Annotated in this window: 20 protein-coding genes and 1 tRNA gene; 8 read left to right on the top strand and 13 right to left on the bottom strand. The window is 67.4% G+C overall.

Translation table 11 applies throughout. The features are described from left to right. Positions 1-299: 299 nt before the first annotated feature. Positions 300-1,133 (bottom strand): class I SAM-dependent methyltransferase, encoded by an 834-nt coding sequence (locus ACWGSK_RS07550; protein ID WP_358515514.1) that lies wholly within the window; start codon positions 1,131-1,133, stop codon positions 300-302. A 50-nt stretch (positions 1,134-1,183) separates the two neighbouring features. Next, positions 1,184-1,708, bottom strand: coding sequence for an NUDIX hydrolase (locus tag ACWGSK_RS07545; RefSeq protein ID WP_358515517.1), 525 nt, complete (start codon positions 1,706-1,708; stop codon positions 1,184-1,186). A gap of 123 nt (positions 1,709-1,831) precedes the next feature. Here ACWGSK_RS07545 and ACWGSK_RS07540 point away from each other — a divergent pair, with 123 nt between their 5' ends. After that, positions 1,832-3,058, top strand: coding sequence for an FAD-dependent oxidoreductase (locus tag ACWGSK_RS07540; RefSeq protein ID WP_452455455.1), 1,227 nt, complete (start codon positions 1,832-1,834; stop codon positions 3,056-3,058). Between the two features lie 22 nt (positions 3,059-3,080). Here ACWGSK_RS07540 and ACWGSK_RS07535 read toward each other — a convergent pair whose 3' ends face one another. The 3 genes from ACWGSK_RS07535 to ACWGSK_RS07525 form a co-directional block, all read right to left on the bottom strand. Beyond that, the gene (locus tag ACWGSK_RS07535) at positions 3,081-4,001 is read right to left on the bottom strand and encodes an alpha/beta fold hydrolase (protein ID WP_452455454.1); all 921 of its coding nucleotides are present in this window, start codon (positions 3,999-4,001) and stop codon (positions 3,081-3,083) included. Positions 4,002-4,161: 160 nt separating this feature from the next. Further along, complete coding sequence (locus tag ACWGSK_RS07530) at positions 4,162-4,560, bottom strand: hypothetical protein (RefSeq protein ID WP_452455453.1); 399 nt, start codon at positions 4,558-4,560, stop codon at positions 4,162-4,164. An 88-nt stretch (positions 4,561-4,648) separates the two neighbouring features. Continuing rightward, positions 4,649-5,080: an ATP-binding protein gene (locus ACWGSK_RS07525; protein WP_452455452.1), complete on the bottom strand. Its 432-nt coding sequence runs from the start codon at positions 5,078-5,080 to the stop codon at positions 4,649-4,651. Positions 5,081-5,394: 314 nt separating this feature from the next. On the opposite strand from ACWGSK_RS07525, the gene ACWGSK_RS07520 reads away from it, so the two are divergent. The 3 genes from ACWGSK_RS07520 to ACWGSK_RS07510 are packed head-to-tail and all read left to right on the top strand — an operon-like array spanning position 5,395 to position 6,665. Next, on the top strand, positions 5,395-6,234 hold the full coding sequence (locus ACWGSK_RS07520; RefSeq protein ID WP_452455451.1) for a helix-turn-helix domain-containing protein: 840 nt from the start codon (positions 5,395-5,397) through the stop codon (positions 6,232-6,234). Positions 6,235-6,259: 25 nt separating this feature from the next. After that, positions 6,260-6,448, top strand: a complete 189-nt coding sequence (locus tag ACWGSK_RS07515; RefSeq protein ID WP_452455450.1) for a DUF397 domain-containing protein — start codon at positions 6,260-6,262, stop codon at positions 6,446-6,448. Between the two features lie 55 nt (positions 6,449-6,503). Then, positions 6,504-6,665, top strand: a complete 162-nt coding sequence (locus tag ACWGSK_RS07510) for a DUF397 domain-containing protein (RefSeq protein WP_452455449.1) — start codon at positions 6,504-6,506, stop codon at positions 6,663-6,665. Positions 6,666-6,699: 34 nt separating this feature from the next. Here ACWGSK_RS07510 and fxlM read toward each other — a convergent pair whose 3' ends face one another. From fxlM to cysS, 4 genes are all read right to left on the bottom strand, one after another. Continuing rightward, the gene (gene fxlM / locus ACWGSK_RS07505) at positions 6,700-7,923 is read right to left on the bottom strand and encodes a methyltransferase, FxLD system (RefSeq protein WP_452455448.1); all 1,224 of its coding nucleotides are present in this window, start codon (positions 7,921-7,923) and stop codon (positions 6,700-6,702) included. A gap of 102 nt (positions 7,924-8,025) precedes the next feature. Further along, a tRNA-Thr gene (locus ACWGSK_RS07500) sits at positions 8,026-8,098 on the bottom strand. A gap of 99 nt (positions 8,099-8,197) precedes the next feature. Next, the gene (rlmB, locus tag ACWGSK_RS07495; protein WP_358515540.1) at positions 8,198-9,166 is read right to left on the bottom strand and encodes a 23S rRNA (guanosine(2251)-2'-O)-methyltransferase RlmB; all 969 of its coding nucleotides are present in this window, start codon (positions 9,164-9,166) and stop codon (positions 8,198-8,200) included. Positions 9,167-9,308: 142 nt separating this feature from the next. Then, positions 9,309-10,709: a cysteine--tRNA ligase gene (cysS, locus tag ACWGSK_RS07490; RefSeq protein WP_452455447.1), complete on the bottom strand. Its 1,401-nt coding sequence runs from the start codon at positions 10,707-10,709 to the stop codon at positions 9,309-9,311. A 293-nt stretch (positions 10,710-11,002) separates the two neighbouring features. Here cysS and ACWGSK_RS07485 point away from each other — a divergent pair, with 293 nt between their 5' ends. Further along, positions 11,003-12,796 carry a DUF2637 domain-containing protein gene (locus ACWGSK_RS07485; protein ID WP_452455533.1) on the top strand — a complete coding sequence of 598 codons (1,794 nt, stop codon included), beginning with the start codon at positions 11,003-11,005 and terminating at the stop codon, positions 12,794-12,796. Positions 12,797-13,954: 1,158 nt separating this feature from the next. Beyond that, positions 13,955-15,322, top strand: coding sequence for a DUF222 domain-containing protein (locus ACWGSK_RS07480; RefSeq protein ID WP_452455446.1), 1,368 nt, complete (start codon positions 13,955-13,957; stop codon positions 15,320-15,322). A 1,462-nt stretch (positions 15,323-16,784) separates the two neighbouring features. Here ACWGSK_RS07480 and ispF read toward each other — a convergent pair. The 3 genes from ispF to phoU form a co-directional block, all read right to left on the bottom strand. Further along, positions 16,785-17,255: a 2-C-methyl-D-erythritol 2,4-cyclodiphosphate synthase gene (gene ispF / locus ACWGSK_RS07475; RefSeq protein ID WP_358504054.1), complete on the bottom strand. Its 471-nt coding sequence runs from the start codon at positions 17,253-17,255 to the stop codon at positions 16,785-16,787. A 31-nt stretch (positions 17,256-17,286) separates the two neighbouring features. Continuing rightward, the gene (locus ACWGSK_RS07470) at positions 17,287-17,769 is read right to left on the bottom strand and encodes a CarD family transcriptional regulator (protein WP_067600369.1); all 483 of its coding nucleotides are present in this window, start codon (positions 17,767-17,769) and stop codon (positions 17,287-17,289) included. 463 nt (positions 17,770-18,232) lie between these two features. Next, positions 18,233-18,895, bottom strand: a complete 663-nt coding sequence (phoU, locus tag ACWGSK_RS07465) for a phosphate signaling complex protein PhoU (protein ID WP_358503529.1) — start codon at positions 18,893-18,895, stop codon at positions 18,233-18,235. A gap of 124 nt (positions 18,896-19,019) precedes the next feature. Between phoU and ACWGSK_RS07460 the strand changes: the two genes are divergently transcribed. Then, complete coding sequence (locus tag ACWGSK_RS07460) at positions 19,020-20,210, top strand: sensor histidine kinase (protein ID WP_358503532.1); 1,191 nt, start codon at positions 19,020-19,022, stop codon at positions 20,208-20,210. After that, on the top strand, positions 20,207-20,905 hold the full coding sequence (locus ACWGSK_RS07455; RefSeq protein WP_067600365.1) for a response regulator transcription factor: 699 nt from the start codon (positions 20,207-20,209) through the stop codon (positions 20,903-20,905). Before ACWGSK_RS07460 ends, ACWGSK_RS07455 begins: the two co-directional genes overlap by 4 nt. Positions 20,906-20,991: 86 nt before the next feature. Here ACWGSK_RS07455 and pdxR read toward each other — a convergent pair whose 3' ends face one another. Further along, on the bottom strand, positions 20,992-22,404 hold the full coding sequence (gene pdxR, locus ACWGSK_RS07450) for a MocR-like pyridoxine biosynthesis transcription factor PdxR (RefSeq protein ID WP_452455445.1): 1,413 nt from the start codon (positions 22,402-22,404) through the stop codon (positions 20,992-20,994). Positions 22,405-22,424: the final 20 nt, after the last annotated feature.

The following is a 22,424-nucleotide window of genomic DNA, read 5'->3' as shown; positions in this document are numbered from 1 at the left end:
GGTTCGAGAGGAAGACTGCGGGCACGGCGGTCCATGGACGAATCCGGCCGGGAGGCTCCCTCAGCTGGTCATTTTGCCATCAACCGGAGCACTCGGGAAGCGAAACAACCCAATAGGAGAGGGTTCGGTCCCCCACTTACCTAGAGACCCCCGGCGTTCGCACAGTTCACAGCGTTTCCAACCCGTTCCCGCGTGTGCGGGAAGTTCCTGAAAATTCTTCTCCCGAACCCCCGAACCCGGTACCAATAGGCCCTTTTGTCGATCTTGCACCCACTCCGGGCCCTTGCGACACCGGTCCCCTAACGCGCGGGTTTGCTCGCACGCAGGGAGTACATCAGGGGAATTCTCGGTGAACTCTCAGGGAAGCGGTGGTAACCCTTGTCGTCGCGCTGGAAGGAGCCGAACCGTGGGAAGAGCGACACGTCGTGTTCGTGCAGGAACTCCAGTCGCAGTCCCTCGGCCGCCAGTGCCGACACCACGTCCCCGATCGGGTGCTGCCACTCGACGGCACGGTTGTTCTCGGTACGGGCCTCCAGGTCCGCGTACGTCCCTGTGGCCTCGTACACCTTGGCCTCGCGCGCGAAGTAGTCGTGGACGACCTTCGTTCCGGTCTCGTCGTCGAGCACGTCCGTGATCGGGTGGAACTCGGCCAGGTACAGGAATCCGCCGGGTGCCACCAGCGAGGCGGCGACCTCGGCCCACCGCCGGATGTCGGGGAGCCAGCAGAGGGCGCCCACACCCGTGTAGACGATGTCGTACGACTCCTCCGGCACCACGTCGGCGGCGGCGTACACGTCGGACTCGACGAAGCTCGCCCGTTCCCGCGACATCCCGATCTGCGCGGCGATCCCCCGGGCCGCCTCGACCGCCGGTCCGGAGAAGTCCAGCCCCACCACCCGCCGTGCCCCGTGCCGCGCCCAGGAGAGCGTGTCCAGCCCGATGTGGCACTGCAGGTGCAGCAGGGACCTGCCGGTGACGTCGCCGACCTCGGCCAACTCGAAGTCGCGCAGTGCCTCGTCCCCGGCGCGAAAACCGTCCAGGTCGTAGAAGTCACTGGCGACGTGCAGGGGGACGCGTTCGTCCCAGTTGGCACGATTGGTCGTGAGCCAGTCCCGCGGAGTGGAGGTGTCCATGGGACAGCAACCTAACGAAGGCCTGGGGCCGGACACCAATGGGTTTCGGCTCACCCCGTCGCGTACACGTACAGGAGCGCGTTCATGGTGCTGCCGCTGACCACCCTCCGGTCCCGTACGAGCTCGGGAACCCGCTCCACCGGAACCCACTCCACCCGTTCGGACTCCCAGCCGTCCACGGGCTCACCGACGTGTTCGGCCCCCTCGGCGACGAACACGTGGTGCGCGCTGTCAGAGATGCCCGCCGACGGTTGGGTGTACAGCAGCGGCCGCAACGGGCCCGGACGCCACCCCGTCTCCTCCTCCGCCTCCCGCGCCGCGGCCTCGATCGGTGTCTCCCCCTCCTCCACCCCTCCCATGGGGATCTCATAACCCCAGGTGTCGGTGATGAAGCGGTGGCGCCAGATCAACAGCACGTTCCCTCGACCGTCCAACAGGACGGCACCCGCTCCCGGAGCGGAGCGGATCAGCCGATGCTCCAACCTCCGGCCCTCGCCCACCTCCACATCGGCGACCCGAATGTCGAGCCAGCGGTCGGTGTAGAGCGGTTTCTCCGAGTGGACGGTCCAGCGCATGCGCACTCCTCCTCAGACAGGCGGGGACACGGCTCCATGCAACACGACCCCCGGACCCTTCCTGTACAGGGGTTCACTCGCTCTGTAGGTTGAGGGCACCCGACCCGTCACAGAGGTGGTCACATGTCCAGAACGACGTGTTGTGTGGTCGGGGGCGGCCCGGCCGGCATCGTCCTCGGTCTGCTCCTCGCCCGCTGCGGTGTCGAGGTCACCGTGTTGGAGAAACACGGCGACTTCCTACGGGACTTTCGCGGCGACACCGTCCACCCCTCCACCATGGAGTTGCTGGACGACCTCGGCCTGGCCGAACGGTTCGCGCGACTGCCCCAACGCCGCGTGGATCAAGTCCGGTTGCCCACCGGGCCGGATGGGCGGATGGTGACCCTGGCGGACTTCACCCCGATGCACAGCGACTACAACTACATCGCGATGGTCCCTCAGTGGGACCTGTTGGACCTGCTCGTCGCCTCCGCCTCCGAGGAGCCCGGCTTCACGCTGCGGATGAACACCAAGGCGACCTCCTTCATCGAGGAGGGCGGGCGGATCAACGGGGTGCGATATCGGACCCGTGACGGGGAGACCGGCGAGGTTCGGGCCATGGTCACGGTGGCCTGCGACGGCCGCGATTCCCTGGCCCGTGAGCTGTCCCGGCTGGAACTGCGGGACTTCTCCGCGCCGATGGACGTGCAGTGGTTCCGGCTGCCCCGTGCTTCCGACGACCCCGCGGGCGGAATCGGGCGGATCGGTGACGGCAGGTTCAGCATCCTGATCGATCGAGGGGACTACTACCAGGCCGCGGCGATCATCCCCAAGGGCGCCGACGCGCGGAACCGGGCACGGTCGCTGGAGGAGTTCAACGAGGCGTTGGTGCGGCAGTTCCCCTGGTTCGAGGGGCGCCGGCTGGTGGCCGAGTGGGACGACGTGAAGCTGCTGGACGTGCGGGTCGACCGGATGCGGCGGTGGCACACCCCGGGCCTGTTGTGCATCGGCGACGCGGCGCACGCGATGTCGCCCGTCGGAGGGATCGGTATCAACCTCGCCGTGCAGGACGCGGTGGCCGCCGCCCGTTATCTGGAGGGGCCGCTCCGCCGTGGACGGGTGACCCTGGCCGACGTGGCCGCCGTGCAGCGGCGCCGGATGCCCGTCACGGTGCTGACCCAGAACCTCCAGCGCCTGGCCCACCGCCGCGCGATCCTGCCCGCGTTGGAGGGGCGTATCGATCTGGGGCGTGAGACCCCGCCGTTGCCGTTGCGGGTTGTCGAGCAGGTGCCGTGGGCCAGGCGGATTCCGCCGTACCTGTTGGCTTACGGGGCCCTGCGCGAGAAGCCACCGAAGGCCGCCCTGCGCTGAGCCCCGCGATCGGTCCCGGCCCCTACTCGGTGACCTGACCCACCACTCGTCGGATGGCCTCGACGGCGATCTCGGGCTGGTCGACGTGGATGTAGTGGCCGGCGTCCTCGGCGGTGCTCAGCTCACTGGCTCCGGAGACCGCCAGCCACTTCTCCTGGCCCTCGCTCCACACGCGCTCCAGCTCGTCGCCGTACTCGGGGATCTCACCCAGGTAAGGGACGCCGTGCTGGATGACCTCCGTCGGGATGTCACCGGCGGAGCGGACCTCCGGGTCGCTCTCGATGGTGATCATCTCCGGGTTCTCACCCTCGAACATGGCGATGTTCTGTGCCCGCACCTCGGCGCCGTCACCGGTGGCGGATTCGGGGATCACCTCGGTGATGTCGTCGAGCATCGTCGGGGAGGTGGCGTCCATCAGGACCAGACCCTTGACGCGTTCGGTGTCATCGGGGGCGTAGCGGGCGGCGATCAGCCCGCCCAGCGAGTGGCCGGCCAGGACGACCGGGCCGTCGGAGACGTCGTCGAGGACCGCCGACAGGATCTCGCCGCTGTCGGCGATGCTCTGCGGTCCCTCCGGCTGGTCGCTCTCGCCCTCGCCGAGACGGTCGTAGGAGCAGACCCGGTCCTGTTCGCTCAGGGTCTCCTGGAGATCGGCCATGGTGTCGAGGCCGTCGCCCATCCCGGCCATGAGGAGGATGACCGGGCTGTCGACGGCCGGATCACCGGAGCAGGAGAGGTTCACCGACGCGCCGTTCACGTCGAGCGTCTTCGTGCCGGTGAAGAGTTCGCCGTCGTTCGCGATCTCCTCGGCGGCGGTCTCCAGGTCGCCTTCGGCTTCCCGCAGGCCGTCCTCCACGTCGGAGAGCGCTCCGCATCCGGTCAGACCCGCGCCCAGGGTGGCGATCAGGGCGGTGACGGTGGCGGTCCGGGCGGTGCGGAACATGTCGATCTCCAGGAAGGGGTGCGGGGGTCGAGAGCGCGGAACTTCGCGACTGAGGGAAACGCTACGGATTCGGCGGTTTCCGGTCGTCACCATGTGGTGGACACCTGGTTGTGGCTCTCCCGGGGGACAAACCCCCGCACGCCCCGTCGTTGGTCGGGGGTCAGCCGCATACCCGCAGGTAGGTACGTATGGCTTCCGCAAGGTCCGTGAGGTCGTCGGCGGGTGCCGGTTCGGGTTCGGGTTCGGCCAGTAGGTCCCCTACCGGTACTCGGGGGCGCGGGATCAGCGGGGTCGGCGGGGCTGGAGAGGCCAGGTACGGGCGGACCAGCGCGCCCGCGTAATCGTCCGGGTGGCGGTAGTCGTCCTCCGGGGACGGCGGGCTCGATTCCGGGGTCGCAATCTCGACCCTTTTCGGGGCGGGAGCGATCGCCGCGCGTTCTCGCGCCTTCGGGATGAACACGTAGGCCAGCGCCGCCGCCAGGGCGAGGGCGAACAAGGCCCAGAGGTGTTCGGTGAGACTTCGGCATCGCCGGTGGTGCCGGCCGATAGGGTGCTGCACAGTCATCCTCCTGCTGGTTTCAGGTGGTTGATCAGCCCCGGCGCGGTGGTTGCAGCCACCGCCCGGGGTGTTCGTTTTTCTGGGGGTTTTACGCGCTCGGATCCCGGTCCAGCGGGATGGTCGCCCAGAGTTCCAGGGGGAAGCCGTGTTGTCCCTCCCACCACCAGTGCTCGGCGATCCGATCCACCAGCCACAACCCCCGGCCGCCGGCGCAGAGGACGTTCGGTCCCTGCTGACGCACTCGCGGCACCGACGCGGGCTTGCCTGCCTTGGCTCCCTGGTCGAGCACGCAGAGGATGGCCCGGTCGTCGAGGACCTCGATGGAAGCGCCCATGCGGCCGTACTTCTCACCGGTCGCGGTGTGCAGGACGGCGTTGGTGGCGAGTTCGCTGGCCACCAGCCGCACCCAGTCCCCACGGTGGTTTTGTAGGCCCGGCTCACTCCCACACCAGTCACGCAGACGGCGCACGTCGGAGAGCGTCCCTCCGAAGTAGGACCAGCGTGCGGACGGCCAACCCACCCCACCACCATCAGGCCGCCGCGGTCCCGGTATCCGAACAGCACCCATCACTACCTCCCACAGTCGAAGCAGACCTCTGCGTGCACCCCTCGCCCGCAGCCGGACACAGCAGGCACGGTGACCTTGGTAGCCATCTCGTCACACCCTGCTAACTTCGATGATGCACCGAGATTTAACTCGATGCAACACTCTTTATGAAAATCTCATGGAGAGAGTTGCAGAAAGTTGTAGCTGCTTCCGCCCATGCGAGACACTGAAAGCCAAGGCCCCAAGCCCTTACGGAGAGGCGGAACCCGGTGTCGGTAGGCAGCCCGATGGTCGCCAGGCTCGGCCTGGCCAACTTCCTGAAAGAGGCACGTGGCAAGCGTTCCTCCGCCGAAGCCGCTGCGGTCGCCGGGTTCAGCAAAGCCACCTTGTCGCGAGTGGAACGAGGGGAGAGCACCATCTCCCCAGGGGACGCACGTCTCCTCATGTCGCACTACGGCGTGGCAGCAGACATGATCGAGTCGTTGGCGGACCTGGCCTACGCGGCCAAACAGCCGGGCTGGTGGCAGCGCTACAAGTCAGCGCTGCCCGACTGGTTCAGCCTGTTCGTCGGGGTCGAGACTGCGGCGCACCGGATCCGCACCTACGAACCCGAGTGGATCCCCGGCATCCTCCAGACCCCCGAGTACTCACGATCCCTTATAGAAAAGGACATCAGGGTTCCCGACGAAGAAAACGAGATCCAAGAGGCGGTCAACCTTCGCCAGCGGAGGCAAGAGAAACTGACCGGTGATGAACCCACTGCGATCCAAGCGGTGATCAATGAGTCCGCCCTTTACCGACAGGTCGCCGGCCCCGAAGCTCTCCGTCAACAGCTGGACTTCCTACTCACCATGGCGCGCAGAGACAACATCGATCTCAAGGTTCTCCCCTTCGCGAACGGTGCACACGCGGCCGGCTATGGATCCTTCGTGCTACTCGACTACACGGTGGTCGGCAAGGATTACGCCTTGGCCTATGTCGAATACTCGGGTGGTGCCATCTACCTCGAATCCGAGGAAGAGGTCTCACTGCACAGCCGTATGTTCAACAGTGTCTGGCAGGACGCAGCATCCGATTCCCACACTGAAGACCTGATCACGAGCGCTCTTCAGCGAATCGACCGGTAGATCCAGCAATAAAATGGATGGTGACATGAAGTCCTTTGAAACCCCCGCAGTGATGACATGGCACGTCTCCACCTACACCGGTGGCCAGGGCAACTGTGTCGAGGTCGCCGAAGGACAGCGCGTCCTGATCCGCGACACCAAGAACCGTGAACACGGCCACCTCACCTTCGCCCCCCAGGAATGGTCCGGCCTCCTGCACACTCTTCAGCGCTGAAACCAACGGGTATCTCGGCAATGACCGAGATACCCGACCCTCCTTGAGGTGGCCCATGCAATGGCACAAGAGCAGCTACAGCACCAACGGCGGAGAGTGCATCGAAGTAGCCGAGGGACCGAGCGTCCTGGTTCGCGACACCAAGAACCGCGAACACGGCCACCTCACCTTCGACCGCCACGAATGGTCCGGCCTGTTGAACGCTCTTCGACGCTGACGCAGACCCCGAGACCACATGGCCGACGCGACGTTCAGGAAGTCGGCCAGGAGAACGTGACGTGGGTGTGCCGCTTGGTGACCACCAGGTCCTGCGACAACCGATCGACCGGAACGGAGATCGGATACACCCGGATCTCGGGCCCCGGCCCATAACGCCGACCCCGATCCCACTCGCGGACCCGTGACCCCACCCGTTCCGCGAACTCCGCCGCCGTCGGTCCGAAGGCGTGCACCCCGTATTCGACCGCCCCCTGCCCCGGGACCCCTCGCGTGACCAGGTAGGCGAAGTCACCGCCCTCGACCGCGGCCATGGAGAAGCGAGTGCTGTTCGGCGCCACCGTCCCCGTATCCAGTGCGGGGTCGACCGTCATGACGCAGAAACCCGGCAGGGTGGTGGCCAGGTACGACTGCAAGGTGTCGATCGACTCCCGGAGAGTCACCGTCACCCCCGTCCACCGTTCCACCCTGGGGGTACGCGCGACGTCGTCCAACAGGTGCGGATCCTCGGGAACCCTCTCATCGAAGCGCAGGACGATCCCCTCGGTCCCCCTGAGCCGAAGCAGGATCCCCCGATGCTCGTCCTCGCCCCGCATGGACACGAACCCGCAGATCAGCGCCGAAGTCGAGTGCAGAATCCCATCGTGTTCGACGAACCCGATCGATCGGGTCAGGCCATGGACCCGGAACGGAACCACCAACCGACCGCCCTCGGTCAACTGCCCGATCCAGGCGAGCGGGATGTCCCAGGCCCCGGCGGTGACGATGATGGCGTCGTAGGGCGCACCCTCCTCGACCCCCCGAGCGGCGTCGGCGGTGACCACCCGAACCCGCGCGTAACCGTTGGCCTCCAACAGGTCTCGGGCACGAGCGGTGATGTCCGGGTCGATGTCGACGGTGGTGACCTCACCCTCCGGCCCGACCATCTCGGCGATCAGAGCCGCGTTGTAGCCACCAGAGCCGACCTCCAGAACACGCTGCCCGGGCCGCAGTTCGGCCTGGCCGAGCATCATCGCCTGGATCTGCGGCGCGGAGACCGAGCTGACAAAGCCCTGTTCTTCGTCGCGCTTGGTCATCACCGGACTGAAGGGGTCGTAGGCCTGTTCCAGATCCGCCTTGGGGATGAAGAGATGACGCGGCACCTTACGCAACGCCCGTTCGATCCGTGGGGAAAGGAACTCCCCTCCCACCACTCCGGGTCGGAGTAGGGCCTCCACCATCCGGTCCCGCCACTGCTCAGGGCTCGGGTTCGCTGTCACTGCTCCGCTCTTCCGGCCGGGTGCTCCGTCCCCTCGGTCTGCCCACCGAGCCCGGAAACGACTCTGGCCCGGTCGGGAAGGACCGGGCCAGAGAAAGATCAGAGCCGACGAGGGGACTTGAACCCCTAACCTATCGCTTACAAGGCGATTGCTCTGCCAATTGAGCTACGTCGGCCGGCCACCGAGGCTCACGGCCTCTGGTGTCCACCCGCATGGTACCGGGTCCGGCGACAGGTGGCCTACTCGGCGCCATCCCATCGCCCCCGACCTGCGATTATGCCTGAGCGCCCCGGCGACGTGCCACCTCGTAGAGGGACACACCCGCGGCGACCGAGGCGTTCAGGGACTCGGCGCCACTGATCGGGATGCTCGCGACCACGTCGCAGGTCTCACGGACCAGACGGGACAAGCCCTTGCCCTCGGCACCCACGACGATGACGAGCGGGCCGGTGGCCAGCTCCAGGTCGGGCAGCTGCGTGTCCCCACCCGCGTCGAGACCGACGACGAACAGCCCCGCCTTCTTGTAGGCCTCCAGGGCCCGGGTCAGGTTGGTGGCCTGAGCGACGGGCAGCTTGGCCAACGTGCCCGCGGAGGTCTTCCAGGAAGCCATGGTCACCCCGGCGGCGCGACGCTCGGGGATGAGCAGGCCGTGAGCGCCGAAGGCGGTGGCGGAACGGGCGATGGCGCCCAGGTTGTGCGGGTCGGTCACCCCGTCCAGGGCCACGATCAGCGCCGGAGTCTCCGAGTCCAGCGCCTTGTCCAGCAGCCCCTCGGACGCCCAGTACTGGTAGGGCCGCACCTGCAGCACCATGCCCTGGTGGGCCGCGCCGGGCAGGCCGTTGCTCTCACAACGACGGTCCAGCTCCGAGCGGGTCACCTCGACCACGTCCACGCCCTGCGCACCGGCCGACTTGGCGGCCTCGTTGACGCGCTCGTCCGGGTCCAGGCTGTTGGACAGGAACAGGCGGGTGGCGGGCATGCCGGCACGCAGTGCCTCGACGACCGGGTTGCGACCGATCAGCAGGTCGGAGTTGTCCGGACGGTTGGGCGAACGCTCGGGGCCGCCACCCTGACCGGCGGAACCACCGGAACGCGTGGCGTTCTTGTTCGCCTTGTGCCGCTGCTTGCCCTCGTACCAGTGCCGTTGCTCGGCGGGCAGAGTCCCGCTCTTGGCTTCGAGGGACCGACGTCCCTTGCCGCCGCTGCCCTTGGTCGGGCCCTTCTTGTTCTTCTTCGCCGGCATGATCGCCGCCTCCAAATACGTGTCGCGAGCATGCCGGAAGAGCACTTCCGGCCGATGGGTCGCCGTCTCGCCGATGGGCGGCGGCAAACTCCCAGCCTAGTGGGGACGCGTGACCACACGCGTCGATTCGGGATCGGTCGGGTCAGCCCCGGCGCAGGTCCCAGCGCGGCCCCTGCGGGGTGTCCTCGACCACCACACCGGCATCGGCCAGCTGGTCACGGATGGCGTCGGCGGCGGCGTAGTCCTTACGCCCCCGGGCGGCCTTGCGCTGTTCGAGTGCGACCGCCACGAGCGCGTCCACGACCTCGCTCAGCCCCTGGTCGCCGGAGGCCCACTGCGGGCTCAACGGGTCCAGCCCGAGCACGTCGAGCATGGTGCGCAGCTCGTTGGCCAGCTCCGCGGCCCGTTCCTTGGCACCGGAGGCCAGCGCGGTGTTGCCCTCGCGCACGTGCCCGTGAACCACCGCCAAGGCTTGCGAGACCCCGAGGTCGTCGTTGAGCGCCTCGGCGAACTCCTTGGGGACGTCCAGAGCGTGCTCGACGGAGCCCAGCACCTCGACGGCGCGGGTGAGGAAACCCTCGATGCGCTGGTAGGCCACGGCGGCCTCCTGCAACGCGGCGTCGGAGTAGTCGATGGTGGACCGGTAGTGCGCCTGTCCCAGGTAGTAGCGCAGCTCGACGGCCCGCACCTTCTCCAGCATCTGTGGGATGCGCAGCGAGTTGCCGAGCGACTTGCTCATCTTCTCGCCGCCCACGGCCAACAGACCGTTGTGCAGCCAGTACCGGGCGAACCCGTCACCCGCGGCCCGGGACTGGGCCTGCTCGTTCTCGTGGTGAGGGAAGACCAGGTCCAGACCGCCGCCATGGATGTCGAAGCTGGGGCCCAGGTACTTGGTCGCCATGGCCGAGCACTCCAGGTGCCAACCCGGGCGACCCCGACCCCAAGGGGTGTCCCACGTGGGCTCACCCGGTTTGGCGCCCTTCCACAGGGCGAAGTCGCGGGGGTCGCGCTTGTCCCGGTCCGGGTCGGTGTCCGCGGCCTCGACCAGCTGGTCCGGGCGCTGGTTGGACAGCTCCCCGTAGGCCGGGTAGGAACCCACGTTGAAGTAGACGTCGCCGCAGCCGTCCTCGGACGGGTAGGCGTGACCGGCGTCGATGAGGCGCCGCATGAGCTCGATCATCTCCGGCACGTGGCCGGTGGCGCGCGGCTCGACCGTGGGCGGCAGGCAGCCCAGGCTGTCGTAGGCCCAGGTGAAGGCACGCTGGTTGCGCTCGCTCACCTGCCACCACGGAACGCCCTCTTCCGCGGCGACCTTGATGATCTTGTCGTCGATGTCGGTGACGTTGCGGCAGAAGGTGACCTCGTACCCGAGGTGGGTCAGCCACCGGCGCAGGATGTCGAAGTTGACTCCCGACCTGATGTGGCCGATGTGGGGAGGCGCCTGCACCGTGGCACCACACAGGTACAGGGAGGCACACCCTTCGCGAATCGGGGTGAACTCTCGAACCTGTCGGGCACTGGTGTCATAGAAGCGCAGACTCACACGGTCAAGCGTATCCGCTTTCCCCTCGCGCATGCGTCACAAACCTCTAAGATCCACCACCCCCTTCGCTCTCCGGACAGCCCCGAGCACTTATAAGTGGTGAACCGTATTCGCCCGGTTCGGATGTGACTTGCCCCCTTCACAAGGGACGACTCACCCTGGCCACGACCGAACACCCTCCGTCAATTCCCCCAAGAACGGACATAGCCTCCCCTTCTCTAGGCGTCGGGAAGCAACCGGAATCGGCCGGAATCTCGTGTTAGCGCCATCCGCTGGACTACGCTGCGTTGACGATGGCCCCTTACAACAACGCCCCCGAGACAGGGACACGTAACGGTCGTAGCGCGGATCGCGGCGCGGGAGCCGGTGCTCTCGTCTTCGGCGCGCTGTTCGTCGGCGTCATCGCCGTGTGCACACTCTTCATCGCTTATGAGGGCATCTACCGCCTCGCCGCGATCGTGCACGCCGACAGCGCCCTCCCGCTGGCCCACGTGTTCCCGGTGACCTTCACCCTGCTGGTCCTCATGGCCTTCTGGGTCAGCTATGCGTTGCGCGCGGCCCCGCCACGCGAACGCCTGTGGATCGACATCGGTCTGATCCCACTGCTGATCCTCAGCGCAGCGGTACCCATGGTGCTGACCAGGACCACCTGGTTCGCCGAACTGGGCGACACCCTCCCCCGCGGTCTCACCGTGGTGGTGGCGGTGGCGCCGTTGGCCGCGCTGATGGTCGCCTTCCTGCTGTGGATCGCCGTGCGGGCGCACGTGCGACGACGGAACGCACGGGCACGCCCCCGCCCCAAGCCCAGCGACGACCGCACCACCGTCCTGCGAGGTTCGCCCAAGCCCCGGACCGACACCCGGGAGGACGCGCCCGAGGCCCTCAAGACGCGACTGCTGCGTCTGGGCGGCGAGCCGGAGGACCTTGAAGGGCCCGAGAGGCCCGAGAAGCTTGAGGAACCGGCGAAGACCGAGCCGGAGATCGAGGCTCGGGCGAGTGGTCACGAGGCGCCCACCGAGCCGATCCCACACGTCGCGGAAGTGAAGGCCGAGGAAGCCGAGGTCGAGGAAGGGGAGACGGAGGAAGAGACCCGGGAAGAGACCGAGCCGCCGGAAGCCGGACTGCCCGAAGCCGAGCTGTCGGAACCCGAGCCCTCCGTCCCCACGATCCGGCTACCGCGACGCGCCCGCACCGGCGACAATCCGATCAAGCGGGCCGCCGCCGAAGCACCGGTGGTGCCGGGGGCCGAAGCCCCCGAGCCGGAACCGGCCGACATCGGTGACACCGACGGCACCGAGGACTTCCACCCGGTGACGTGGGAGGTGTCGACCGATGAACGAGACGAGGGGTTCGTGCACGAACCCGAGGCCGGCGACCCCAGTTCGGACGAGTCCGAGGCCCCACCACTCCCGCCGGTGACCCCCGATTCAGGCGAGCAGGACGAACCCGACACGGAGCCTTGGGACGAGGAACCCGACCCCGCCGAGCCTGCGCAGAAGCTGCCCGGCGTTCGCCTGTTCTTCCCCGAACACACCGACGAAGTCCCTGAGCCCACGGAACCCGAAGAGCCGGAAGAGCCCGGGACGACCACCGCAGACGAGCCTTCGGACGAGGACGCTCCCCTGTGGGAACCCCCGACCGACCGAACCGAGTCCTCCGCGCTGGACGACTACGTACCGCCGGTGTGGACGCCACCCGAGGAGGACTCCCCGGAACCTGAGCCCCTGCCGTCACTCGACTCCGTCGCCCAGCGCACCGGATCGACCGCCGACCTCGCCCTGGACCATGACACCGGACCCGAGGTGCGCGCCGCCTTCCGGTTGGGTTCCATGCCACCGGGTGCCGCACGCCCCGAGCCGGACCCCGAACCCGAACCCCTCCTCGAACCGGAACCCGAGGTAGTGGAGGAACCCACCGCCGAGGAGATCGATCGGGCCCCGGAGCCCGCTCCGCGGCCACGCCCCGGCGAGCCGGTGAGCAAGCGCCCCATGGTGCTCAAGCCCCCGAGGCCGCCCATGCCCGATTTCGCTTCGGGCCCACCCTCCCGAAGGGTGCGCAGCGAGCCGCTACCGCCCGAGGATCACTGACCCGACCGGCCCCGGAGCCCCGAAGGCTTCCGGGGCCGACGTGTGTCCGAACACCTCTGAGGGAGTCGTGGCGCGTGTCGGACTGTGGGGGCAGGTGGACGGGTTATAGAAAGGCCGAGCGGAGGATCACCGCCGACCTCAGCCGGTGTAAGACCACTGGGCCCCGGTGCATCCCAGATGCGTCCCCGCCCTGTCCTCGCCGACTCCATCAGTGCCTCCACCCGGTGCCGTGGTCGGCACCCGACCTCAAGTTGCCCCAAGCCCAGGCTCAGACCCCTCGCCCTGTCCCGAGATCCCTCGAAGGCGGTTATCCACAGGCTGTGGATACGCCCTGGCGACCGAGCACTTACCCCCGTAACGTCGATTTGGGGGAGCCTGTTTTCTCCCGACTTCGTGCTGCCCGAACTCGCTTTGGACCAGGGGTGGGAGGTGGGTGGGAGGTGAACGCTGCAACACTTCAGGACGCCCCTGGCGATAACCTCCACGCTGGTTTGGCGGCTGTCGGGTGGTTGGTGGGGCGCCTCAGGTAGAGAACCTTCCGGTTGTTGTGCGGGGTGGGGGTGGGTTCTCCCTCCTTCCCCGCCGCGTGATTGTTGCCGCCCGCACCGCACGCGTCAAGGCAATGTCGAGTGCTCTGGCAGCGGGGTGGGTGGCCTTGACCCGTGCGGTGCGGGCGGCGGTTTGGCGGCTATCGGGGAAGGGGGGAGAGTGGTTGAGGTCCCAACAGCCCTGCGGGCCTGCGGCCCACTCCGGCCGCAGGCGGCCGGATCCCTTCCCCTCCCTCTGGTGTCCTCGTGGGCCGCGTCGCCACTACGTGACGGGTCCGGTCACGAAGGCCCCGCTACAGGTAGGGCGGATGGCGGGGCGCGTCCCCGCGGTAGCCGGCCCTGGTCTTCACAGCGATGATCTTGCTCGTAGCGCCCATTTGGGCGCCCAACATGGCGCTACGGACAAGATCGTTTCTCTTCAGAGCCCCTCCACCGAAACCCTGAGGAGGCACTTCTGTGAGAGGTGGCGCCGACCATAGGGAAAAGGGGTTGTGGATAACCCAGAATGGCCACCCCGCCTATGGTAGGTGCATTTGCCGTCCCGGAAATAGGTTGAATATACTCGCCGGTAAGTCTGCCATTCTTGGGGGTGTTCGCTTATAATCAGAGTATGAGCTTTCCTCCCCACGCACCGCGCCCGACCGGGAACACCCCGGTCGATAAGGCGATGGCGGGTGCGCGGGAGATGGCGGTGGAATTCTCCGGCCGGGATATCCCGTTCGGGTGTGAAGCCGATGTGCTCGCCCAGTTCGGCCGGCTCAATGGGGAAGTCGACCGGATCCGCTATGGGATGCTGCCCGCCCTGGCCCGCATGGAGGCCACCGGCGCCCTGTTGGAAGAGGGCGGCCAGCGCAGTATCCAGGCGTGGATCACCCACCAGTGGGGCACCTCTCCGGCCGAGGCCAAGAGCCTTGCCACCCTCGCCCGAGCGTTGTACCAGCAGCAGTTGCCCCTGGTGGAAGAAGCCTTCCAGAACGAGGCCCTGTCGCTGGGTGAGGCGTGCGCGATCGCGACCTCCACCGAAAAGGCCACCACCGAGTGGGCGAAGGTCCTGGAAACGGCGGATGAGGAATTCCGTGCCCAGCGTCCTTCTGCGGAGGGGTTTCGGGCCCGGTTGGAATTCGGGCTGATCGGTTTCAAGGCCGAGTGCCCGCAGGCTTCGGTGCGCCAGCTGCGGGACGCGGCGAAATGGTTCGTGGCCCGCCTGGACCCGGATAAGGCCGACCGGGACTATGACGAAACGTTCGAGAACCGGGGCGCGCAATTCTCGCCCACGTTCGAGTCCGGGTTTCTGTTGCGGATGTGGGGGCCGGGGGCCGATAACGAGCTGATCCAGGCCGCCCTGCAGGCTTACACCGAACCGTACGGGCCCGATAACGCCGCCGTCCCGAAGCATCAGCGCACCTATGACGCGATGATGCGGATCTTCGAGACCGCTCTGGGCCACCGGGGTTGCTCCAGCCTGAGCCGCCAACCGTTGGCCACGTTGAACATCACCGTCCCCCTCAAGCGCTTCCTGGGTGATGGGTCGGCTGAACCCGCCACCACCGAGGATGGTGTGGTCCTCCCTGATCAGATGGTGGCCCGCCTGGCCCCCGAGAGTTGGTTGCGTCGGTTCGTGACCGACGCCCAGGGTCGGACTCTGTTGGATGTGGGGCGTAAGCAGCGGTGTGCTCCGGATCCGGTGCGCCAGGCGGCGGGGTTCAAGAAGCCCTACTGCGAGTGGCACCAGGGTTGTGACGTGCCGCGTAGCTGGTCACAGTACGACCACATCGTCCCGTTCTCCCACGGCGGGGCCACGAGCGCGGACAACATGCAGATCTTGTGCTCGACCCATAACCGGCTCAAGCACCGGTTGCAGGCGAAGGTGAACCGGCAGATCTGGGAACACCACCACGCCCAGAACCGCCAAGAAGCGGGAAAGGAAGCCGGGTCCGGGGATGGGGAGGGGGAGCCAACCCCAGCCACTGTCCTCTAACCACCACCATCCGCTTCCGCCACCCGTTTCCGCCAGGTGGAACACCACCCCCGCGAGAACACCCCCGGTTGGGTGTCAGACCCCAAGGGCCCGTGCCCTGTGGGGATATCAGCATGCCCCCACCCCGAACCCCCCGCCCAGAGCCACATTCCGGGCACGGAGTGGCTCCCGTTGGGGGTGTGGGCAGCACAGGTGCCGACACCGGCCCCTACTACGACCGCTCGCCCTACCGGTGTCACCCCCACCACGGGCAGTGTGGCCATTGCGGGTGACCCACAACCCCTTCCCCCTTATGGCCGGCGCCACCTCTCACAGAAAAGCGCCTCCTCACGACTTCGATGGAGGGGCTCTGAAGAGAAACGATCTTGTCCGTAGCGCCATGTTGGGCGCCCAAATGGGCGCTAGGAGCAAGATCATCGCCAAAGGGGCGCCGGTGCCGGCTACCGCGGGGACGCGCCCCGCCACCCGTCCCACCTGTAGCGGGGCCTTCGTGACCGGACCCGTCACGTAGTGGCGACGCGGCCCACGAGGACACCAGAGGGAGGGGAAGGGATCCGGCCGCCTGCGGCCGGACCGGGCGAAGCCCGGGGCCGTTGGGACCTCAACCACTCTCCCCCTTCCCCGATAGCCGCCAAACCGCCGCCCGTGCCGTACGGGTCAAGGCCACCAACACCGCTGCCACAGGACTCAACATTGCCTTGACGCGTGCGGTGCGGGCGGCAACAATCACGCGGCGGGGAAGGAGGGAGAACCCACCCGAGCAACGCCCAACAACCCCCAGAGCCAGAAACCTGAGGCGCCCCACCAACCACCCCACACCCGCCCCGTAAACCGGCAGATTCTCTACCTCAGGCGTCCCACCCACATTCCCGAGCAACGCCCAACCACCCGCGGGATCACGGCCTGAGGCGCCCTACCAAAACAACCCCCGGGCAGCACGAAACCGGCGAAACCAGAGGCTCCCCCAAGATCAATAGGATCACGCCCCTATGCCCCACCACCAGGCCGAGGGAACGAGCCTGTGGACAACTCCCTGTATGCCTCTGCAAGCCCCTGTAAGCCCTTGTAAGCCCCCGCAAGTCTCCGTGGGCCTTGTGTGCCCCCTGCAAGTCCCTACGAGTCCCGGCGAATCCCCATGGGCCCCGCGAGTCCTGATGAATCCTGGCGCGCGGCTTCCCGCCGGGAGAAGTAGTCCGCACTCGCACCAGTTCAGGAGGGTTTCGGGCCTAGGGACGCGGCTGGAGTCATGGGCCGGATACAGGCCCACTGGCCCCTGTCCCTGCCCTGCCCTGCCCCTGTTCCTGCTCCCCTGCCGCCCCACCCCCGACCCCACCGGAACTCCACCCGCCGCCTCGCTCACCGCTCGGACCACTCCCTCGCCTCCACCGGCCCCTCCCTGGGCGAACACGTGTGGCCTCCGCACCCGATCGGGTGCGGAGGCCACAGGTGGTGTGCGTTCGGTTCAGTCCCTGGGTGCGCAGAGGGCGGTCGCGACGGCCGCGATGCCCTCACCACGGCCGGTGAGGCCCAAGCCGTCGGTGGTGGTCGCCGAGATGCTCACGGGCGCGCCCACGACCTCGGAGAACGTCTTCTCCGCCTCGTCACGCCGGGGCGCGAACTTGGGGCGGTTGCTGATGATCTGGACGGCCACGTTGCCGATCTCGAAACCGGCGGCGTGCACGCGTGTGACGGTCTCTGTGAGCAGAGCCACGCCCGAGGCGCCCTTCCACCGAGGATCGGAGGTTCCGAAGTTGGATCCGAGATCACCGAGTCCGCAGGCGGACAACAACGCGTCGCATGCGGCATGAGCGGCGACATCACCATCGGAATGGCCACTCACACCATCTTCACCGGGCCATTCCAAACCGGCGAGATAAAGTGTTCTTCCAGGAGAAAACGGGTGGACGTCGGTTCCGACGCCCACCCGAGGCATTTTCGTCATGAATTATGTGATTCCGCGACTATCAGCCTGTAAGAACGTCGTCGAGGATGGCCTCGGCCTTGTCCTCGTTGGTCTTTTCCGCGAGCGCGAGTTCACTGACGAGAATCTGCCGCGCCTTGGCGAGCATCCGCTTCTCACCGGCGGACAGACCACGTTCCTTGTCCCGGCGCCACAGGTCACGCACGACCTCGGCGACCTTGTTGACGTCGCCGGACGCCAGCTTCTCCAGGTTCGCCTTGTAGCGCCTCGACCAGTTGGTGGGCTCTTCGGTGTGCGGTGCCCGCAGCACCTCGAAGACCTTGTCCAGGCCTTCCTGCCCCACCACGTCACGAACGCCGACATCCTCGGCGTTCGCAGCCGGCACTCGCACCGTCAGATCGCCCTTGTCAACCCTCAGAACGAGGTAGGTTCTGTCCTCGCCCTTAATAGTGCGAGTCTCGATCGCTTCAATACGAGCAGCCCCATGATGGGGGTAGACAACAGTGTCGCCGACCTTGAAAGCCATGTGACAGGTACCCCTTCCGCTACACCAAGGATACCATGAATCTGTGACTTAACGTACCTATTAGCTTTGCGAACACGCAGGTCAAGCCACACTTTTTAGGGCTTGACAAAGTGTACCCGAGCAGCCTCGGATGCCTGATCGGAACATCTCAAAGAGGGCTGGAACCCCCGCTGGCCAGCCGAAGCGTGACATCAGGGCTACCTTCTTGGGGTAGGGTTCGCCCTCGCACGAACACGCCCCGCGAGCGCTCGTAGCGATTTAGATCACGATTTCGGACGGGGCTGATCCAACGTTGACTCGTCCGGATCCAGACCGCCCCCGGAGTCAAGCCCGCGTCAAGCCCTCCCCCCACATCCCCCCGTGCCATCCCCTGGTTCTCCCCGTTCTCCCCCGCGCACGCGTAGGGCCCCGGAACACGAAAGCCCCAGGGCCCGATGACGTCGGATGACGACCTACGAGGGTGTTACTCCTCGGGTTCGTAATCCTCGCGCTTCTCTCCGGTCACCATGTAGATCAGGTTGTCGGCGACGTGCACCGCGTGGTCACCGTAACGTTCGTAGAACCGCCCGACCAGGGTCACGTCCATGGTCGCCTCGACCCCGTACTCCCAGCCCGGGGCGAGGATGCGCTGCAGCAGCTTGCGCCGCAGCCGGTCCATCTTGTCGTCGTCCTTGTCCAGTTCCAGAGCGGTGTCGGGGTCCCTCTCCAGGATCACCTCTCCGGCCTTGGTGACCAGCAGCTCGGCTTCGTGACCCATCTCCAGGACGATCGAGCGAACCGGCTTGGGGATGGCCGAGTCCGGGTGTCGACGGCGGGCGATCTTGGCCAGGTGGACGGCGTGGTCGCCCATCCGCTCCAGGTCACCACGCATGTACAGGGCGGTGATGATGGTCCGCAGGTCGGAGGCCACCGGCTGTTGCCGCGCCATCAGACTGAAGGCGGTGTCCTCGATCTCCTGGTCCAGTCGGTTGATCGCCTCGTCCCCGGAGATCACCTCCTGGGCGGCGGTGAGGTCACTGTCCAACAACGCGGTGGTGGCACGCGCGACGGCGTGCCTGGCGAGCCTGGTCATCTCGACGAGGCGTTCGCTCAGGCTGTCAAGGTCCTCGTGGTACGTATCGCGCATAAGGTCAATGCTCCCAGTGTGAGTTTGAAGGATCGGCCAAGAGTCGGTGAACGATTGAAGAACCTCGGTTGTGTCGCGTGCCCTTGCCGAGTAAAGCCCTGGTCGGCACGTTTACGATCGAATCGTGCAAGGTGAACTTCTCGCCGCCGTAACCGGCATCATCGGACTCGTGCTGGGCGTCGTCATGGGCGTCATCGTCGCCGGTCGCTTTTTCCGGTCGCGCGCGGAACAACTGGAACCGCGTCCGCGCCAGGAGGGCAACGGCCTCCCCCCGGGGATCGCGGAGGTACTCTCCGCCCTCCCCTCTTCCGCCGTGGTCCTGGACTCCGCGGACAGAGTCCTGCGTGCTTCCTCCGCCGCCCGGGCCTTCGGGATCGTCCGTGGCGAGGAACTGGTCATAGGCGAACTCCTCTCGCTGGCCCGCAAGGTTCGTCGGGACGGGGTCATCCGTGAGACCTCGATCGAGGTCGCCGTCCGCAAGTTCGGCCCCGACGCCACGTCCTTCGCCGTGCGGGTGGCACCGCTGGGCGGCACCGGTCTGGTGCTCGTCCTGGCCGAGGACCAGACCGAACACCGTCGTTTGGAGGCGGTCCGTCGTGACTTCGTGGCCAACATCTCGCATGAGTTGAAGACCCCGGTGGGTGCCCTGTCCCTATTGGCGGAGACCGTACAGGACGCGAGTGACGACCCGGAGGCCGTCCGTCGGTTCACCGAGCGCATGCAGATCGAGGCCTCCCGTCTGACCGCCGTCATCCAGGACCTCATCACCCTTTCCCGTATCCAGGGCGCCGAACCGATCGCCGAACCGGTTCCGGTGAACGTGGAGTCCATCGTGGAGGAGTCGATCGACGCGGCGCGCATGCCCGCCGACGCCAAGGGGATCGAGCTGGTCGGCAGCGGTGCCGAGGGGCTGACCGTGCTGGGTGACGAGGCCATGCTCGGCACCGCCCTGCGTAACCTGATAACGAACGCCGTCGCCTACAGCCCGAAGAACACCCGGGTGGCGGTCTCAGTGGGGGTCGCCCGGTCGAGCGTGGACATCAGCGTCGCCGACCAGGGGATCGGGATCCCACAACAGGATCTGGAGAGAATCTTCGAGCGGTTCTACCGTGTGGACGCCGCTCGAAGCCGGGCCACCGGTGGTACCGGTCTCGGCCTGGCGATCGTCAAGCACATCATGACCCACCACCGTGGAGAAGTGACCGTGTGGAGCAAGGAGGGGTCGGGGTCGACGTTCACTCTGCGTCTGCCCAGACCGGAGAGCCGGGAGTTCGACACGTCCCGGAACGACAATCACCAGGAGACGGCACAGTGACGCGTGTACTCGTAGTAGAGGACGAGGAGTCCTACAGCGACGCCCTGTCGTACATGCTGCGTAAGGAGGGTTTCGAGGTCGCGGTGGCCCCCACCGGCACCGTGGCGTTGGAGACCTTCGACCGGACCGGGGCCGACCTGGTACTGCTCGACCTCATGCTGCCGGGACTGTCCGGCACCGAGGTCTGCCGCACCCTTCGCCAGAAGTCCAACGTCCCCGTCATCATGCTCACCGCCAAGGACTCCGAGATCGACAAGGTCGTCGGTCTGGAGCTGGGCGCCGACGACTACGTGACCAAGCCGTTCTCCTCCCGCGAGCTCGTGGCGCGGATCCGCGCGGTGCTGCGCCGCCGGGGCGAGGTCAAGGCACCGACCAGCGTCATCCTGGAGGCCGGCCCCGTCCGTATGGACGTGGAGCGGCACGTGGTGACGGTTCTCGGCGACAACGTGCAGCTGCCCCTGAAGGAATTCGAGCTGCTGGAGGTGCTCCTGCTCAACGCCGGGCGCGTGCTCACGCGGATGCAGCTCATCGACCGGGTGTGGGGCGCCGACTACGTCGGTGACACCAAGACCTTGGACGTGCACGTGAAGCGGCTGCGGGCCAAGATCGAGGAGGACCCGAGCAGCCCCCGGTACATCGTCACCGTGCGCGGGCTCGGCTACAAGTTCGAGCCGGTGACCGTCGAGGTGGAGTAGCTCCGGGCACGGGTGGTCCCCCTTCGGATTCCCCGCGCCGGTACTCCACCGAGCTTCGACCTCCCGTGTCCCGGGCGGCTGCTTCGTCACCGCCCGGGACTTTCGGTGTGCCTTCGCACTGCGCGGGCGAGGACCTCGCAGGCGTGCCGCAGGTCCGGCCTCGTGGCGGCTCCGTAGCCGATGACGAGTCCGTGGACACGAGGTTCCGCGTGGCTGGTCCGGCTGGTGTCCTCGACCAGGATCCCTTCGGCCGCGGCGGCCTCGATCACCGGTGCCACCGCCTTCTCCGGTAGGGGGAGCAGGACGTGCAGTCCGGCGGTGTCCCCGGTCAGGTGGGCCCCCAGATGTTCCACGAGCAGTGCGCGGCGGCGGGCGTACTCGCGGCGCATCCGACGCAGGTGTCGGTCGAGGTCGCCGCGTTCCAGTAGCAACTCGGTCACCGCCTGGACGGGTCCGCTGGTGCGGTCGGACAGGTCGGCTCGCACAGCGGCCAGGCGGTCGGCGAGGTCGGGGTCGGCGACGATCCAGCCGATGCCCAGGTCGGGGTCGAGGGTCTTGGAGAGCGTGCCGAGCAGGACCACCCGTGCCGGGTCCAGTCCGTACAGGGCGGGCAGGGGCGCCACGTCGTAGCGGAACTCGGCGTCGTAGTCGTCCTCCACCACCAGGGCGCCGGTACGCGCCGCCCAGGTCAGGAGCCGTTCGCGGCGGGGTATGGGGAGTCGTCCGCCGAGCGGGTACTGGTGGGCGGGGGTGGTGTAGACGAGGCCGAGGTCGTCGGGCAGGTCGTCGGTGCGGAGTCCGTCGCGGTCGACGGGGCAGGGCACGATGTGGGCGCCGCGGGCGGCCAGGATGGACCGGGCCCTCCCGTAGCCGGGGTCCTCCACGCCGGCGCGGGTGCCGGGTCCGAGCAGGGCCGCGACCAGGTCGAGCCCGTTGCCGGTCCCGCGAGTGACGATGAGGTTCTCCGAGCCGACACGGATGCCGCGGGCGCGGCGCAGGTGTTCGGCGAGGAGCGCGCGGAGCCGGGGCCGTCCACGCGGGTCGGGGACGCTGTCGGGTGCGTGCCCGGCGGCGTGCCGCCACGCGCGGCGCAGGGCGGCCCGGTCGTGGTCGTGCACCCAAGGCGTTCCGGGTCGCAGGTCGACACGGCCCTCCCCGCGTACCTGTTCTCGAGCGGGGCGGCCCTCGGGCGACGGCAGGCCGCCGCGGGGGGCCGGCGTCGTGCGCGGAGCGAGGGGTTCGTGCTCGGCGACGAACGTGCCCGAGCCGTGCCTGCCCTCCAACCATCCCTCGGCGTAGAGCTGTTGGTAGGCGTCGGTGACGACGGTGCGGCTCACCCCGAGTTGAGCGGCCAGGGAGCGACTGGAGGGGAGCCGTTCGGAGGGACGGAGCACCCCGGTGGTCATGGCCGTACGCAGTTCCGACGCCAGCTGAGTGGTGAGCGGGGTGGAGTGGGAACGGTCCAGGTGGATCGGGGGGTCGGCGAGGCGACGAGGCAAAGTGGTCCTTCGTTATAGGC

The sequence above is a fragment of the Nocardiopsis sp. NPDC055551 genome (genome assembly GCF_053619415.1).
This window is presented reverse-complemented; position numbering and strand designations above follow the sequence as displayed.

Excerpts from the sequence above, each read along its gene's own strand:
- ACWGSK_RS07550 (WP_358515514.1), bottom strand. The coding sequence starts at position 1,133 with ATGGACACCTCCACTCCGCGGGACTGGCTCACGACCAATCGTGCCAAC.
- ACWGSK_RS07545 (WP_358515517.1), bottom strand. The coding sequence starts at position 1,708 with ATGCGCTGGACCGTCCACTCGGAGAAACCGCTCTACACCGACCGCTGG.
- ACWGSK_RS07540 (WP_452455455.1), top strand. The coding sequence starts at position 1,832 with ATGTCCAGAACGACGTGTTGTGTGGTCGGGGGCGGCCCGGCCGGCATC.
- ACWGSK_RS07535 (WP_452455454.1), bottom strand. The coding sequence starts at position 4,001 with ATGTTCCGCACCGCCCGGACCGCCACCGTCACCGCCCTGATCGCCACC.
- ACWGSK_RS07520 (WP_452455451.1), top strand. The coding sequence starts at position 5,395 with ATGGTCGCCAGGCTCGGCCTGGCCAACTTCCTGAAAGAGGCACGTGGC.
- ACWGSK_RS07515 (WP_452455450.1), top strand. The coding sequence starts at position 6,260 with ATGAAGTCCTTTGAAACCCCCGCAGTGATGACATGGCACGTCTCCACC.
- ACWGSK_RS07510 (WP_452455449.1), top strand. The coding sequence starts at position 6,504 with ATGCAATGGCACAAGAGCAGCTACAGCACCAACGGCGGAGAGTGCATC.
- rlmB (WP_358515540.1), bottom strand. The coding sequence starts at position 9,166 with ATGCCGGCGAAGAAGAACAAGAAGGGCCCGACCAAGGGCAGCGGCGGC.
- ACWGSK_RS07485 (WP_452455533.1), top strand. The coding sequence starts at position 11,003 with ATGGCCCCTTACAACAACGCCCCCGAGACAGGGACACGTAACGGTCGT.
- ACWGSK_RS07480 (WP_452455446.1), top strand. The coding sequence starts at position 13,955 with ATGAGCTTTCCTCCCCACGCACCGCGCCCGACCGGGAACACCCCGGTC.
- ispF (WP_358504054.1), bottom strand. The coding sequence starts at position 17,255 with ATGCCTCGGGTGGGCGTCGGAACCGACGTCCACCCGTTTTCTCCTGGA.
- ACWGSK_RS07470 (WP_067600369.1), bottom strand. The coding sequence starts at position 17,769 with ATGGCTTTCAAGGTCGGCGACACTGTTGTCTACCCCCATCATGGGGCT.
- phoU (WP_358503529.1), bottom strand. The coding sequence starts at position 18,895 with ATGCGCGATACGTACCACGAGGACCTTGACAGCCTGAGCGAACGCCTC.